Origin of the sequence: Kitasatospora sp. NBC_01560 (genome assembly GCF_045208415.1) — a bacterium.
Taxonomy (GTDB): Bacteria; Actinomycetota; Actinomycetes; order Streptomycetales; family Streptomycetaceae; genus Kitasatospora.
On the sequence record NZ_CP109364.1, the window covers coordinates 1,706,410 to 1,720,656 of the forward strand.

The 14,247-nt window shown below is 72.2% G+C and carries 16 protein-coding genes; 5 read left to right on the forward strand and 11 right to left on the reverse strand.

The genetic code is table 11. The features are described 5' to 3' along the window. Nucleotides 1–38: 38 nt before the first annotated feature. A complete protein-coding gene (locus OH807_RS06945) occupies nt 39–572 on the reverse strand; it encodes a hypothetical protein (RefSeq protein WP_406195183.1) in 534 nt (177 codons plus the stop codon). 457 nt (nt 573–1,029) lie between these two features. Further along, entirely contained in the window at nt 1,030–1,509 is a 480-nt protein-coding gene (locus OH807_RS06950) for a flavin reductase family protein (RefSeq protein ID WP_406195186.1), read from the reverse strand. Nucleotides 1,510–1,864: 355 nt separating this feature from the next. On the opposite strand from OH807_RS06950, the gene OH807_RS06955 reads away from it, so the two are divergent. After that, entirely contained in the window at nt 1,865–2,125 is a 261-nt protein-coding gene (locus tag OH807_RS06955) for a DUF4235 domain-containing protein (RefSeq protein ID WP_406195190.1), read from the forward strand. A gap of 531 nt (nt 2,126–2,656) precedes the next feature. Here OH807_RS06955 and OH807_RS06960 read toward each other — a convergent pair. The 3 genes from OH807_RS06960 to OH807_RS06970 form a co-directional block, all read right to left on the reverse strand. Then, a complete protein-coding gene (locus OH807_RS06960) occupies nt 2,657–3,058 on the reverse strand; it encodes a DUF2267 domain-containing protein (protein WP_406195192.1) in 402 nt (133 codons plus the stop codon). A gap of 17 nt (nt 3,059–3,075) precedes the next feature. Then, nucleotides 3,076–3,399 (reverse strand): STAS domain-containing protein, encoded by a 324-nt coding sequence (locus OH807_RS06965; RefSeq protein ID WP_406195195.1) that lies wholly within the window; start codon nt 3,397–3,399, stop codon nt 3,076–3,078. Between the two features lie 115 nt (nt 3,400–3,514). Further along, complete coding sequence (locus OH807_RS06970; protein ID WP_406195197.1) at nt 3,515–3,952, reverse strand: Hsp20/alpha crystallin family protein; 438 nt, start codon at nt 3,950–3,952, stop codon at nt 3,515–3,517. Between the two features lie 111 nt (nt 3,953–4,063). Between OH807_RS06970 and OH807_RS06975 the strand changes: the two genes are divergently transcribed. Continuing rightward, nucleotides 4,064–4,750 carry an HSP18 transcriptional regulator gene (locus OH807_RS06975; RefSeq protein ID WP_406195199.1) on the forward strand — a complete coding sequence of 229 codons (687 nt, stop codon included), beginning with the start codon at nt 4,064–4,066 and terminating at the stop codon, nt 4,748–4,750. A gap of 144 nt (nt 4,751–4,894) precedes the next feature. Here OH807_RS06975 and OH807_RS06980 read toward each other — a convergent pair whose 3' ends face one another. Beyond that, nucleotides 4,895–5,470 carry an NADPH-dependent FMN reductase gene (locus OH807_RS06980; protein WP_406195202.1) on the reverse strand — a complete coding sequence of 192 codons (576 nt, stop codon included), beginning with the start codon at nt 5,468–5,470 and terminating at the stop codon, nt 4,895–4,897. 119 nt (nt 5,471–5,589) lie between these two features. On the opposite strand from OH807_RS06980, the gene OH807_RS06985 reads away from it, so the two are divergent. Together OH807_RS06985 and OH807_RS06990 are read left to right on the forward strand one after the other, a co-directional pair. Further along, the gene (locus OH807_RS06985; protein WP_406195204.1) at nt 5,590–6,144 is read left to right on the forward strand and encodes a MarR family winged helix-turn-helix transcriptional regulator; all 555 of its coding nucleotides are present in this window, start codon (nt 5,590–5,592) and stop codon (nt 6,142–6,144) included. Nucleotides 6,145–6,385: 241 nt separating this feature from the next. Next, nucleotides 6,386–8,221 carry a glycoside hydrolase family 15 protein gene (locus OH807_RS06990; RefSeq protein WP_406195206.1) on the forward strand — a complete coding sequence of 612 codons (1,836 nt, stop codon included), beginning with the start codon at nt 6,386–6,388 and terminating at the stop codon, nt 8,219–8,221. Between the two features lie 171 nt (nt 8,222–8,392). On the opposite strand, the gene OH807_RS06995 is transcribed toward OH807_RS06990, so the two are convergent. From OH807_RS06995 to OH807_RS07015, 5 genes are all read right to left on the reverse strand, one after another. Continuing rightward, entirely contained in the window at nt 8,393–9,079 is a 687-nt protein-coding gene (locus tag OH807_RS06995; RefSeq protein ID WP_406195208.1) for an alpha/beta fold hydrolase, read from the reverse strand. A 127-nt stretch (nt 9,080–9,206) separates the two neighbouring features. Continuing rightward, entirely contained in the window at nt 9,207–9,995 is a 789-nt protein-coding gene (locus tag OH807_RS07000; RefSeq protein WP_406195210.1) for an SDR family NAD(P)-dependent oxidoreductase, read from the reverse strand. 154 nt (nt 9,996–10,149) lie between these two features. Beyond that, the gene (locus tag OH807_RS07005; RefSeq protein ID WP_406195213.1) at nt 10,150–11,274 is read right to left on the reverse strand and encodes a GNAT family N-acetyltransferase; all 1,125 of its coding nucleotides are present in this window, start codon (nt 11,272–11,274) and stop codon (nt 10,150–10,152) included. Further along, nucleotides 11,267–12,535 carry a YcaO-like family protein gene (locus OH807_RS07010; RefSeq protein ID WP_406195216.1) on the reverse strand — a complete coding sequence of 423 codons (1,269 nt, stop codon included), beginning with the start codon at nt 12,533–12,535 and terminating at the stop codon, nt 11,267–11,269. The genes OH807_RS07005 and OH807_RS07010 overlap by 8 nt, the downstream gene beginning before the upstream one ends. Nucleotides 12,536–12,632: 97 nt before the next feature. After that, nucleotides 12,633–12,764, reverse strand: a complete 132-nt coding sequence (locus tag OH807_RS07015; protein ID WP_406195219.1) for a hypothetical protein — start codon at nt 12,762–12,764, stop codon at nt 12,633–12,635. A 435-nt stretch (nt 12,765–13,199) separates the two neighbouring features. Here OH807_RS07015 and OH807_RS07020 point away from each other — a divergent pair, with 435 nt between their 5' ends. Beyond that, nucleotides 13,200–14,189, forward strand: coding sequence for an AraC family transcriptional regulator (locus tag OH807_RS07020; protein ID WP_406195222.1), 990 nt, complete (start codon nt 13,200–13,202; stop codon nt 14,187–14,189). Nucleotides 14,190–14,247: the final 58 nt, after the last annotated feature.

Below are 14,247 nucleotides of genomic sequence, written 5' to 3' on the forward strand. Positions count from 1 at the left end.
TGGATTCGTCTGCCCCGTCCGATCGTGTCCATGCGTGCTCACAGGGGCAGCCCGGTGCTGCTGCTGACACCGGGGGCATTGTCGGGGAGGACCCGGGAGCTGGCGGCACGGTGCCGGCCGTTCAGGGTCCGCGCCTGGTCACGGGCCCGCTCGGACAGCCGCTCCAGTTGCCGGGTCTCCAGTCGCGGTTCGTCGTCCGCGATGGCCTGCAACGCTCTCCACAAGGCTGCTTCGGCTTCGACACCGGTGCGTAGGGTCTCCAGCTCGATCAGGTCGGACAACGGTGCGCGCCGGACCAGGGTGCCGTTGGGCTTGAGGCGGCCGGCCCGTTCCGCGGCGAGCCCCAGCCACGTGCGGTAGCGGCGCACGGGCACGCCGAGCCGCGTCATGATCCGCACGAGCTCCTCGCGGTCCTCCTCAATGTCCCTGGCCAGTGACCGGAGTTCACGGGCGCGGCCGCTGTAGCGGTGGGTGTCGGCCATCCGACGGGCCAGTGCGGCGCCCGCAACCGCGCCGGTGAGGTGGTCGTTCAGGTAGACGGCCAGCGGCCGCATCACGAGTGAAGGAGACATCCTGCCCTCCGATGCTGGTGGCCGCGCCCGGGCCTTCGGTGCCTTTCCATAGTCACCCGAAGCGGTCGCCGACGCCCCGCCACGGCGTCGGCACCCCGGTCGCGGGCACAATGGCCGGATCGCCCAGCGGTGCAGTTGTCCGCAGAACGGAGCGTCGGAGGATGGGCAGGATGGCAGCTTGCCGCAAACCCGGCCCGGCGAGGGCCTCGCCGTGGTTGTCGGCCCTGCCGGACCTTCCCGAGCGGCTCCTGCGGTCATGGTGGACGGCCGCCATGTCTGGCCGGACGACGCTGGTGTCGAACCCGGGAGCTGTCTCGGGCCTGGCCTGTGCGCCGCAGACGATGAGGCTGTCACTCCCGACGCTCTCAGCGCCTCGCAGCCCCGCTGGACGGCAACGGGCGGCCTTCCGGCCGGAACCGCAGCGCCGTCCTGCCTCGCCGCCGGGCCCCGACTCTCTTCACGCGGGGTGTCCGGCGTCGATGTCCTTGACGTCCTGGAAGGTCAGCGGGCTGCCGCTCGATGCGGCTTCGGTGTCGATCGGTTCCAGGAGGAAGCCCACGTGGTCGCCCCAGTCCGCCCGGTCGAGGACACGGCCGGCGAACCAGGCCAAGGCACCTGCCAGCACCGGAACTCCGTATGGTCCCGCCTCCCACGCGGCGACCGCGAACTTGTCGACGTCGTCACCCGTGCGGCCGCCGAACAGCTCGGCGAGATCATGTCGGCGCGTCGGGAGCAGATGGACCACCAGCACCGGGGAGCGCGACGCGACGGCATAGGTCCGGTTCGCCTTGGAGATCCACACGGCGAAGCGGAGCGGCTGAATCGAGCACTGGCCGGCGAAGCCGACCAGGCACCCCGCGTGCTCCCCTCCGGTCGTCGCGGTGACGACATACACCGGGTAGTCCAACAAGGCGGCGAACGAATCGAATTGGCCCATGGTGCTGCTTCTTCCCTCGGATCGGGGAGCTATCGCCGGGCTCCCGCGGCCCACCGACAGGCCGCCCGCACGCCGTGTTCGAAGCGGCGCACGGTAAGGGCAGACGGTTGGCTGCCCTCACTGCGTCGAGTACCGCGCCCGGCCTGCGCGCCCCTACCGCCGGCACGGTCGCCCCGTCTGTGGTCATGTCGGCAAGTTACGTCCGCCGGCCCTCTGCCGCCTCCGGACTGCGGCCGCGGCCTGCACTCCCGGTGCCGGCCGCGCACCGGCCGTTCCGACGATTGGCTGTGCGCCCTACGGACAGACGCACAGTGGCCGCCACGCCACGGTGGTCATGCCAACGGAGGAGACCGCAATGGTGAAGATCCTTTACAAGCCCCTCGGCCTGCTGTTCGGTGCCCTCGGCGGGGTGATCGCGGCTGCCGTCTTCCGGCGCCTGTGGGCTGTCCTCGGTCATGAGGGCAGCGCGCCGCAGGCCACCGACGAGGACCGCACCTGGAAAGAGGTGCTGACTGCCGCTGCCCTCAACGGAGCGGTCTTCGCCCTCGTCAAGGCGGTGGTCGACCGCAGTGGAGCCGTCGGCACCCGCCGCCTCACGGGGACCTGGCCCGACTGACAGCCGGGCCCCACTACCGCGCCCACCCAGGAAGGCAGCCCATGAGCGAGTTCGACCGTGAGCAGGCCCACCGGAAATCCAAGAACTTGTCCCACCTCAAGGACGAAGTCGCCCAGAAGAACACTGAGCGCATAGAACGAGCCCGGAAGGACGAGGACTCGACCCTCCGCACGGGCCCGGGGCAGTGTGCCGCCCAGCGGCCGCAGAGGCCCCGTCGGGCCGATCCGGCCGACGCCGAACAGGCCGATCGCGAAAACCGACGGCGCGCTGAGCCCAGGACCGGTCGAGCGCCCGGGCAGCGGCCGTAGCTTCCCCGCTGCCCGTCGGGAACCACGGTGTCGGCGGCGGGCCGACGCCGCCACGCGGGCGCGACGGCACCTGACCAGGATCAAGTGGAGACTCCTGGGCGCCGACCGGTGCGCCCCCTCCTCCCGCAGGCCGGCCGGCACCTGCCTGCACGCGCACACCTGCCTGCACGCGACCGAACTGCCGTGACCCGGGCAGTGGCGACCACCGGTGCCGGGCACCGGTTCAGGCGGTGGTGACGAGGTCGGCCCGTCCGAACAGGAGCGCGTACCCGCGGGGCAGGTGGGTGAGGAGGCGGTCGGTGAGCCGGTCGCCGACGAGGCCGCCGAGAGCGACCAGGACGGCGGAGGCGTCCCAGCGGGCCTGGGCCAGGGTGGTGTCGAGCTCGCGGGCGACGGCCTCGACGAACGCGGGGGCCGGGACCGGTTGGGTGAGGGGAATCGGGGCGGCGAGGGCGGTGCGGGCCCGCACCGGCAGAGCGGCGGCGAGGTCGCAGCGCTCCTCGCCGGTGAGCTGGGAACCGAGTACGGCCAGCACGGCTTCCAGGACGTGCTCGGCGTGGTGGGCGGTCGTGTAGCGGCCGAGGTCGCGGACCCGGTCCAGGAACGCCTCCCATTGCAGGGTCACCACGAATCTCCCTTCGCTCAGACGGCACCCGCGCAGGCTCCCGGCCCGGGTCCCACCCTCAGGCGCCGGTCGAGGCCGGTGAGTCCCAGCAGCCGCACGACGGAGCGGTCAGCACCACGCAGGACCAGGCGCGCGCCGACTCGGTCGGCCTGGTTGTGGGCTTGGACGAGGGCGCCCAGGCCCGCGCAGTCCATGAACTCCACCCCGGACAGGTCGAGTACCACCTCGCGGTGACTGTTCAGGGCGGTGGTCAGTGCGCCGCACAGTGCCGGGGCGGTGTCGAGGTCGAGGTCGCCGCTCACGGTCACCACGGTCGCCGCCATCCTCCGTCGATCGGACATGACACCCTCGTCCTCCGCCCGGCACGAACCTCCGGACCGCGGCCCGGAGGCGGGCCGGCCCGCGCGCATGAGGGGAGAGATCCGCGCGGGCCGGCCTCGGTCGGAACCGTGCTGATCAAGCCCGGATCTGCTTGCGGTCGCCGCTGTGGCTGATCGCGATCTTGCGGGGCTTGGCCCGCTCGGCGACCGGGATCTTCAGAGTCAGCACACCGGCGTCGTAGTCGGCGCTGATCCCCTCGGGATCCAGGGTGTCGGACAGCATGACCTGCCGCGAGAAGACGCCGAGCGGGCGCTCGGACAGCTCCCACTTCACGTCCTCACCCTGATGGCGGGGACGGCGCTCGGCCTTCACGGTCAGCATGTTCCGCTCGACGTCGATGTCGATCGCCTGCGGATCCACCCCGGGCAGGTCGAAGCAGATTACGTACTCGTCGCCGGCGCGGTAAGCATCCAGCGGCATCGGACTCGGCCGCGACCACGTGCCTGCCGTCGTGCCCAGGAACTCCTGGGACAGCCGGTCCAGCTCGCGGAACGGGTCAGTGCGCATCAGCATCGCGAAACACCTCCACAGATCGAATGGGTGCCAGTGCGCTTCACCTGAATCCGTTCTAACATGTCATCCACTCGATGACAACCTCACGAGTCACTGGGAGAGTGACAGCGAATGGCAGACAAACCGACCACCCCGCCGACCGGGAACACCTCGCCGACCGAGCCCTCCTCCTTCCTCGCCGCGGCCGACGCGCTCGCCGCCATGGACGACGCCGTCCGCACCGCCCGAACCCCGCCCACCACCACCGGCCCCGAGCCCGCGACCGACCCCGCCACGGCCCTCGCCGCGCTCCTGCTGCTGCGCGAACTGCGCACCAACCTCGCCGGTTGGGAGGCCGGCCTCGTCGAGACCGCCCGCGCCGCCGGCGCCACCTGGGCCGACCTCGCCCATCCCATGGGCGTCGCCAGCCGGCAGGCCGCCGAGAACCGCTACCTGCGCCTGCGCCCCGCCGACAGCACCGACGCGACCGGGGACACCCGCGCCGGACGGGTCAAGACCGTCCGCGACCGCCGCGCCGCCGACCGCGCCGTCACCGCCTGGGCCCGCGACAACGCCGCCGACCTGCGCGTGATCGCCGCCCGGATCACCGCCCTCACCGATCTGGCCCCCGCAGCACGCCCGGCCCAGAGAGCCCTCGCCACTGCCCTCGGCACCGCCGACCCTGCCGACCTCGTCACACCCCTCACCCACATCCGCCCCCACCTCGGCACCGGCCACACCGACCTCGCCACGCGCCTCGACGCCCTCACCGCCCACACCGACCGCCTCCGCCATGACAGCAACCGACGCCGCGCCTGATCCCGACGCCGAAGCACGCCGGCAACGAATCGAAGCACACGTCGGGGCACCGCCGAGCACCTACCGCGAGACATTCAACTCAGCACCCGTGAACAGCCGTTGACTCCTTGATCCCGACAGGCCGCCACAGGTCGCGAACCCGGCTCAGGCAACGAGGGCCCGGGACTCCCGAAGCGGGGCGAGCGCGGCGCTCCAGGCGATGACCTGGTCGATCATCGTGTTCAGGGCGGGCACGTTGTAGTCGCCGGGCTTGAAGACCTGGTAGTTCTCGAACTCGGTGATCAGCGAGAGCGCGACCTGCTGGCGCACGTCGGCCAGCTGGAGCTCGCCGGCCACCAGACGCAGCTGCTCCACCGCCCGGACGCCACCGACCCCGCCGTAGGACACGAAGCCGACCGCCTTGTTGTTCCACTCGGCGTAGAGGAAGTCCAGGGCGTTCTTCAGCACGCCGGGGATGCCGTGGTTGTACTCCGGCGTCACGATGACGAACCCGTCGAACGACGCGATCGTGTCAGCCCACTGCCGGGTGTGCTCGTTCTGGTACCGGCCGAGCGAGGGCGGCATGGGCTCGTCGAGGTGCGGCAGCGGGTGGTCACGCAGGTCCAGGAGCTCGAACCGGGCGTCTGTGCGGCGTGCGGCGATGTCCAGCACCCAGCGGGCGACCTGTTCGCCGTTGCGGTTGGGGCGGGTACTGCCGAGGATGATGCCGATCTTGGGCATGACGGGCCCTGCCTTTCCTCGTGCGCGGACGCATGGCGCCTGCACGGTACGCGGCCCGGCAGATCGTCTGCCGAGCAGACGATCTGGTCAACAAAGAGTCGCTGGGTACCATTCCTGTCATGGGCAGCGAGACGTCCACCGCGCCGGCGGCCGGGTGCGCCGATCTCACCGAGGACTTCGGGTTCTCGCTGATGGTGGTGGCGCATGCCTACCGGACCGCCGTCTCCTCGGTCCTGGAGGCCGTGCCGCAAGGTGCGCGCGGCTTCCAGACGCTTGCCGCCGTGGTGGACGGCGACGGGCCGAGCCAGCTCGCCCTGGCCGGCTATCTGCGGATCGACCGCACCGTGATGACCTACCTGCTCGACGATCTGGTCGCGGCCGACCTGGTCGTGCGCCGACTCGACCCCTCCGACCGGCGACGGCGCAGGATCGTTGCGACCGACCACGGCATCGACACCCTGCAACACCTCCGGCGCCAGGTGCGCGAGGCCGAGGACGCCCTTCTCTCCGCCGTCGACGAGACCGGGCGCGAGGCGTTCCGGGCCCTGCTCGGGCGGGTCGCCCGCAGTGCGCTGGACACCGGACCGGGGAGCCGGCCCTGCGACGCCGACGCCGACATCTGCGACTCCGCGGCCACGGCCGACGGCGCGGAGCCCGGCCGCCCGGCGTCCTAGCATCCGGGCCGCCAGGAGGCGGAACCCCGCGGCGCCGGCAGCGCGTCGCGGCAGGCATGCAGGCAGGAGCAGTGCGTTCGCCAGTGCCTCCGGCACCGCCCGGTGCAGCAGACACCGCCCTGGGCGGGGTGATGCGGAACCGGCGCCCGCGACTCCGACGGAGCCGCATCCCGGGTGGCGATCTAGCATGAAGGGCAAGGCTCCATCTCCAGGCCCGCACCTCAGCGGCAGGGAGGCCGGCATGGCGTTCGACACGACCGGGTTCGCGCAGGCGGGCGACTCCCGCTACCTACCGATCTCCGAGCACGGCCTGATCGGCGACCTTCGGACGACCGCGCTGGTCGGCACCAACGGCACCATCGACTGGTACTGCTGCCCGCGCTTCGATGCGCCCAGTGTGTTCGGGTCCATCCTCGACGCCGACCGGGGCGGGTCGTTCGAGTTGGCCGCCGAGGTCCCGACCCGCACCAGGCAGTTCTACTTCCCCGACACGAACGTGCTGATCACGCGGTTCTTCGCCGCAGACGGTGTGGCGGAGATCCAGGACTTCATGCCCCTGGTCGACGAGGCGCGCGAGGCAGCCCGGCACCGGCTGATCCGGCGGGTGCTCTGCGTCCGCGGAACCCTCCCCTTCGGAGCGCGCATCGCCCCCCGCTTCGGCTACGGCGCCGAAGCGCACACCACACACCTCGAAGGCAACCAGGCGGTGTTCCGCTCCCCGTCCCTGACGCTCGCCCTGACGTCCACCGCACCCCTGGAGAGCGACGGCCTGGACGTGTGGTCGCACTTCAAGCTCCTGGAGGGCGAGTCCCACGTCTTCGCCCTCGACCAGATCGGCGACGACGTGGCCCCTCGGTCCTGTCCACGCGCCGAGGCGCAGGAGCAGGCCAAGGCGACCGTCCGGTTCTGGCGTCACTGGCTGGCCGGTTCGCGCTACCACGGACGGTGGCGGGAAATGGTGAACCGCTCCGCCCTGGTGCTCAAGCTGCTCACCTACGCGCCGACCGGGGCGATCATCGCCGCACCGACCACCAGCCTGCCCGAACTGATCGGCGGCGAGCGCAACTGGGACTACCGGTACGTCTGGGTCCGGGACGCCGCCTTCTGCGTCTACGCCATGCTGCGGCTGGGGTTCACCTCGGAGGCCGAGGCGTTCATGGGGTTCCTCGACGAACGCGGTGTCATGCGCGGCGCCGGCGCGACCGGCCCGTTGCAGATCATGTACGGCATCGACGGGCGCAGTGAGCTGCCCGAGTACGAGCTGCCGCACCTGGAGGGCTACCTCGGCTCCGCGCCGGTCCGGGTCGGCAACGCCGCGACGGGCCAGCTCCAGCTGGACATCTACGGAGCCCTGATCGACTCCGTCTACCTGTACGACAAGTGGGGGCAGCCGATCGGCAGCGAGCGTTGGGACGAGGTCGGCGCGGTCGCGGACTGGCTCTGCGAGCACTGGGACCAGCCCGACGAGGGAATCTGGGAGACCCGCGCGGGCCGCAGGGACTTCGTGTACTCGCGGCTGATGTGCTGGGTGGCGCTGGAGCGGGCGATGCGGATGGCGAACCGCCGCGGCCTGCCGGCCGACCTGCCCCGCTGGCGGGAGTCCCGGGACGCGATCTACCGGCAGATCATGCGGCGCGGCTGGTCGGCCCGGCGGAGCGCGTTCACCCAGGCTCTGGACGACGACGAGCTGGACGCCTCGCTGCTGATGATGCCGATGGCCAAGTTCGTCTCGCCCACCGACCCCAAGTGGCTCTCCACCCTGGACGCCCTCGCCACGGACCTGGTCTCCGACTCACTGGTCCACCGCTACAACCCGGCCACCAGCCCGGACGGCCTGCACGGCCCCGAGGGCACCTTCTCGATCTGTTCCTTCTGGTACGTGGAGGCGCTGGCCCGCGCGGGCCGGCTGGAGGAGGCCCGGCTCGCCTTCGAGAAGATGCTCACCTACGCCAACCACGTCGGCCTGTTCGCGGAGGAGATCGGCCCGACCGGCGAACAGCTCGGCAACTTCCCCCAGGCCTTCACCCACCTCTCCCTGATCAGCGCCGCCTTCAACCTCGACCGCGTGCTGGGCTGACCCGAGCGGCCCGGGCCGCCTGCTTCACGCGACCCTCGACCCGTGAAGCAGGCGCCGCCCGACCTGGCACGGTCGATACGCACAGCGCGACGGCAGAGCGGCCCAGGGCACGGGGCTACGCCGACGGGCGGCAGACCGCGCGGGGAAGGGCACGCCTCCCCGGCACCGGTTCTACGCTTCGAGGGTCTTCGCGGCGTCGCGGATGACGTCGAGGACGAGGTCGGGATGCGAGAGCATGGGCACGTGGCTGCTGTCGACGGCGTAGGTCTTGGCGCCGATGCGTTCGGCGGCCGCCCGCTCCAGGTCCGGGTGCACCGTGCGGTCGTTGTTCGCGACGATGTACCAACTCGGCTTCGTGCGCCAGGCGGTGCCGGGAACCTGCTGGGTGAACAGGTCGGGGACCGGCACGGCGCCCGTCGCGAGGACGAGCTTCTGCTCGGCTGCCGGAAGGTCGCCGCAGAAGTCGCCGACGCCGGACTCAAGGAGCCAGATCCGGCCGTCGGCGATGTCGATGTGGTCGAAGACGGGCGTGCGCGGGAATTTGTCCTGCTGGTCCTGCGAGGTCTCGTCATCGTCAGGCGCGAGGGCGGCGATGTAGACCAGGGCGCCCACGCGGTCGTGGGTGCCGGCCTTGGTGATCAGCGTGCCGCCGTAGGAATGACCGACGAGCACGACCGGCCCCGGCACGTGGTCGATGGAGCGGGTGACGCAGGCGACGTCGCCCGCGAGCGAGTCCAGGCCGTGCTGCGAGGCGGACACCTCGTGCCCTTCGGCCTGGAGGGCGGGGATGAGCTTGTTGAAGCACGAGCCGTCGGCCCAGAGTCCGTGGGCGAAGACGATGCCGGCCTTGTTGGTCATGATTTCCCCATTCGCGGACACCAAGCCATGACAGAAGGACCACCTTGGGTATCCACGCTATTACTCCCGGCTACGGGCCGCGACCGCCCCTCGATTCCGGACCGTTCGACGGTTCGCCCTGAAGGCGTCACAGGGTGGTGACGAGTCCGCCGTCGATCCGGAAGTCGGCGCCGGTGACGTTGCCGGTGCGGTCACCGGCGAGCAGCACGACGAGGTCGGCGACCTCCTCCGGGCGGGTGAAGCGGCGTGTGGCGAACTCTGCCGTGGCCCGCTGGACCACGTCGTCCGCCGTGCCGCCGCCGGCCTTCGCCACGGTCGCTGCGACGCCGTCCTCGCCGAGCCACAGTGCTGTCGAGACCGGCCCCGGGCTGATCGTGTTGACCCGCACGCCTCGGGGGCCGACCTCCTTGGAGAGGGACTTGCAGAAGTTGGCCAGCGCCGCCTTCGCCGCGCTGTAGTCGATGACCAGCGGGTCCGGAAGGTAGGCGTTGACCGAGCTGACGGTCACGATCGAGGCGCTGCCGCGCTCCAGGAGGTGGGGCAGTGCCGCTCGGGTGGTCCGGACGGCGGCCAGGAAGTTGATCGTCAGCGTCCGCGTCCAGTCGTCGTCGGTCACGGAGAGGAAGCCGTCGAGGCGGGGGAGGACGGCGCCGACGTTGTTGACCAGGACGTCGAGCCCGCCGAAGAGCGAAACAGCCTGGTCGACAGCGCGAGCAGGGGCGTCCGGGGCGGTGAGGTCCACTGGCAGCGGGACGACGTTGGCACCGCGGCCGAGGCGGGCGAGTTCCTCGGTCACGGTTCGCGAGGCGGCCAGCACACTGGCCCCCTCGGCGGCGAGGGCGCGGGTGACCGCGAGGCCGATACCCTTCCCCGCCCCGGTGACCACGGCGGCCTTGCCCGACAGGTGCAGATCCATCGCGGACTCCTCCAGCTGGTCGCCAGGACTCGCCGTGCCGGCCCGGTCCCCCGGTCTGCGCGCCCCCACCCACGCCGTCCGGCACCGCCCTGCTCGAACGATCGCACGGACACCCCGCAGGTGCCTGCCCGGCCCGCACCCGGGGTCGCTGCACTCACCCGGACAGCGCTGACGTCTCACCCAGGTGACCGCCCGTGACCAGTGGGTCGAGCTTTCGTGCGGCAGGGCCGTGCCCCGGCGGTCGTGGTGTCCGCTCGCTCGCCCCCGTCCGGCCGACGGCCTCCCGCCCGCGGGCGGGGCTGCTCTCCGCCGTGCCCGCGAGGTCCAGCACGTGCCCGGTCCAGGTGCGGAAGGTGCGCAGGCCCACGCGGTCGTAGAAGCCGCCGGCCGCCATGGCGTTGGTGGAGTCGACGTCCGCGACGGCCCACCGGTAGCCCTCGGCCTTCGCCCGGGCGAGCGTGTGGGTGAACACGGCGCGGTACAGGCCTCGGCCGTGCAGGTCCGGGCGGGTGCCCGCGTTGGCGAGGTAGAGCTCGCGTTCGGCTCCCGCGTCGGCGAGTTCGGTGCAGAGCAGGTAGCAGAGAATCTCCCGGCACTCGGCGGACAGCAGCAGGAAGGACGACGCGGGGCGGAAGTACGGGCTGCCGGTCACGGAATGACGCCAGGTCGCCGCCGTCATCCGCACGCTGCCCCAGGTGTCGGCGAAGATCTCGTTCCGGGCCGCCAGCAACTGCGCGTCGTACCGGTCCTCGAACGGCACGATCGCGGTGCCGCGCGGCGGCAACCGCGCGGCGGCCGACGCGTACCGCGCCAGGTCGATCCGCATGCCCCGGTAGCTGCGTGCCCTTCGGTACCCTGCGGCATCCAACTGCCCCGCGAGCCACCGCTGACGGCCGTGCGTCCGGGCGTGGAGCTCCAGCGGGGTGCCGGTGAACCGCTGCCGGTGCCTTCGGGTGGCCGCGCGACGGCACCAGGCGAGGAGGTACTCGGCCGTCTCCGAGGTCCGGTAGGCCGGGTGCACCGCGATCTCCACGGTCATCTCGTGGACGGGGTCCGCCTGTTCACGCGTCCGCGTGACCGCATGCGCCACCTGCTCCGGTCCGGCCCAGCCGGAGATCGTGCCGGCGGCCAGGTCGATGCCCGAAGCGGCCCAGCCGTCGAGGACGTCCTGCTCGCCCCGCCGGTCGCCCGTTCCGTCGGCGCGCTCGCAGACGGCCAGCAGCTCCGCGGTGCGGCGCGCGTCGGAGCGGGCGAGCGGGCGCCACACCGGCTCACTCACTGCGGGCCTCCGCGAGTCCGCGCCCACCGGGCACCACGACCTGGCCATCGGTGACCAGCATGAACCGCTCCAGCCCGGGCACCAGCACATTGACCACGGCAGCGTCCGGCGTGACGTGGTGGTCGCGCTGGTACGCCGCGAAGCCGCGCTCCCGCAGAAGCCCCAGGAGTCGGTCGAGATGCCCGTGCGGGGTGTCCGGCGCCACGGTCGGCTCGAACGGGCGCACCTCGGCGGCCTCCAGCGCGGCGCCGAAGTCGGACAGGTAGCAGGCGTGGAGCCCGGGGTAGGGGCCGGTGTCGTCACGCTGCGCCGGCAGCAGATCCGCGTACTGTTCACGCAGGCCGATGGTGCTGTGCAGCTGGACGAGTTCGCTCAGTGCCCGCGAGATCGCGTAGCGGCGCGAGAGCGACGCGCCCCACCCGCAGATCCGCGCGGGCCGCCCCGGGGGCGGTGCCTGGTAGGCCGTGTACGCCGGCACGCCCAGGTCGGTGGTCATGTCGATCAGGTGCACCGGCCGGCCGGTGCGGGCGGTGGTGAAGCCGAGGAGGGTGGTGAGGTCGCCGGGCAGCGACGCCGGGTCGACCACGACCAGCCGCCGCGGCCGCTCCCGCAGGAACTGGCCGACCAGCAGCAGGGAAAGCGCGTCACGCTCGATCAGCTCGTTGATCGCGTGCACGGCGGCTTCGACCGGATCGGCCCCGGCGGCCCAGCCGTTGTTGACCGAGTAGCGGCCCACCGACCGGTAGTCGTAGGAGTCGCCGGCCTCCCGGCGCAGGTCGTCGCCGGCCGGTCTCAGGTATTCGGGCATGGACAGGAAGAGCGGGACGTCGGTGTCCGGGCCGCCGTCCAGTGACCGGTACGGCAGGCATCCCAGCGGGTGGTCGGGCGCCTGGGCCAGCAGCGCGGCGGCGACGTCGTACCGGAGCGGACCACGGGCGACGCCGTGGGCGGCGGCCAACCGGATCGGCGCGCCGACCAGTCCGTCGACCCCGCTGAGAAAGTGTTCCAGGGCCTCGAACAGCGCACCCGCCCGGGCCTCCGCCCGACCGCCCTTGCCCAGCCCGAGCCCGGTGCGCAGCGGTACTCCGGCTCGGCTCAGGACGCACCGCCAGGTCCCGGGACTGCCGTCGAGGATCGGGGCGAGATCGGCCTCCAGCCCCAGGGCCGCGATCGCGGCCGCAGCCCTTCCGGACGCCGCGTCAGGGAGGAGGCTGCGTTCCCCGGACTGGGGAGGTGCGGTGTGTGTGGGGGTGGTGGTCACGGCCGTCCCGTCTGCTCGGTGGGGCGTCGGCCCGCGGTGGACGGTGTGCGACCGCCGCGGCCCGGCGCCCCTGGCTGTTCATGCCCTCGGGTTGGTGTCAGCCCTCGTCGGTGGACTCGCCCGAGTCGGCCCGGCCGTCCGTGGCGAACTCGGCGATGATGCGCTGCTCGGCGACCGACAGCACGACCTCGTCCGGGTGGAACTTGTCGCGGTCCTGGAATCCGCCCATGGGAACTACCTCCTGAGACTGGGGAGCCGGCCACCGGTCGGCGGCCCGACTCCGGTCGCACAGCACAGCGTGCGTATGCGCCGCAACCGATCGTGACCGACCGGTCGCGGCATGTGAATGCTTGCCCGTACGGGTAACCTGCGCGAGAGTCCGCACTCGGGCACGCCGCCGTCCACGCCATTTCCCCGGGAGGCCGGGCATCCCTGTCCAGGCCCGCCGGTAGCGGGTACCGCGTTCGGGTGAAAGGAGTCACTCGGCCGGCATCCGGCCGCCGGAGGGCCCCGCCGGCCATCGGATGCCGACCGGAGCAGCATCCCCCGAGGCCCGCAGGCGTGGCTCCGGGCGACGGGCCCGTGTTCCGGCCCTGGTCGGCGCCGGGTTTCCGGTCGTGGGAGGAGAGTTGCCCGCCCTTGCGGATTGCGCGACAGTCCCGCCATGGACCTCCTGCCCGTGCCGTCCCCGCACCCGATGGGGGGCGACCCGATCGCCGAGGCACTCGAACTGGCCGGCGCCCGCTGGGCACTGACGCGTGGCCTCACCTTCACCGGCCCCTGGTCGCTGGCGTTTCCCGCGCCCGGCAGGCTGAAGCTCCACGCGGTCCTCGAAGGCACCACCTGGCTGCTGATGGACGGGATCGCCGCGCCGGTCCTGCTGGAGGCGGGCGATGTCGTGGTCCTCGCCGGCGATCGGCGGTACGTGCTGGCAAGCGCACCGGGCCTGCCTCCGGCCGAAGCCCTGCCGCTGCCGAAGGCGACCGTGGAGCCCTTCCACCACGCAGGGCCTCCGGGCGCCCCGGAGACCGTCGCGATCGGGGGCCACATCGAGCTCGAAGCCGCCGGACGGGACCTTCTCCTCGACGCGCTGCCGCCCCTGATGCACATGCGGGCCACGACGCCCGAGGCTCCGGCCGCCCGCTGGCTCCTCACCCAGGCGTTCCACGAGATGCGTGCGGACCGGCCCGGCGCCACGTTCGCGGCGAACCACCTGGCCCGACTGCTCTTCGTCCAGGTCCTGCGCGCCTTCCTGCGCGAGGCCCACACCTTCCCCACCGGCTGGCTGCGGGCGCTGAGTGACGCGCGCATCGGCCCGGTGCTGCGGCTCATGCACGGAGACCCCGCCCACCCGTGGACCCTGGCCGAACTGGCCACGGCGGCGGCCATGTCGCGCACCAGCTTCGCGAACCGGTTCAGGACCGTCGCCGGCGCTCCGCCCCTGACCTACCTCTGCAACTGGCGTATACGGCTGGCCCGACACGGCCTTCGGTACGACGACAGGCCGGTCGCCGCCCTGGCCGCCGCCCTCGGGTACTCCTCGGAGAGCGCCTTCAGCAACGCCTTCAAACGCGTCACCGGCACAGCCCCGCTCCACTACCGCCGCCTGATCCGAGAGAGTGCTGCCGAACCGTCATCACCCCTCGGGCCGTAGCCCCTTCGCGCCCCGGTCCGGCGGTGCGCCGAACCGCTTCGGCCTGCGCCCCCTGCGG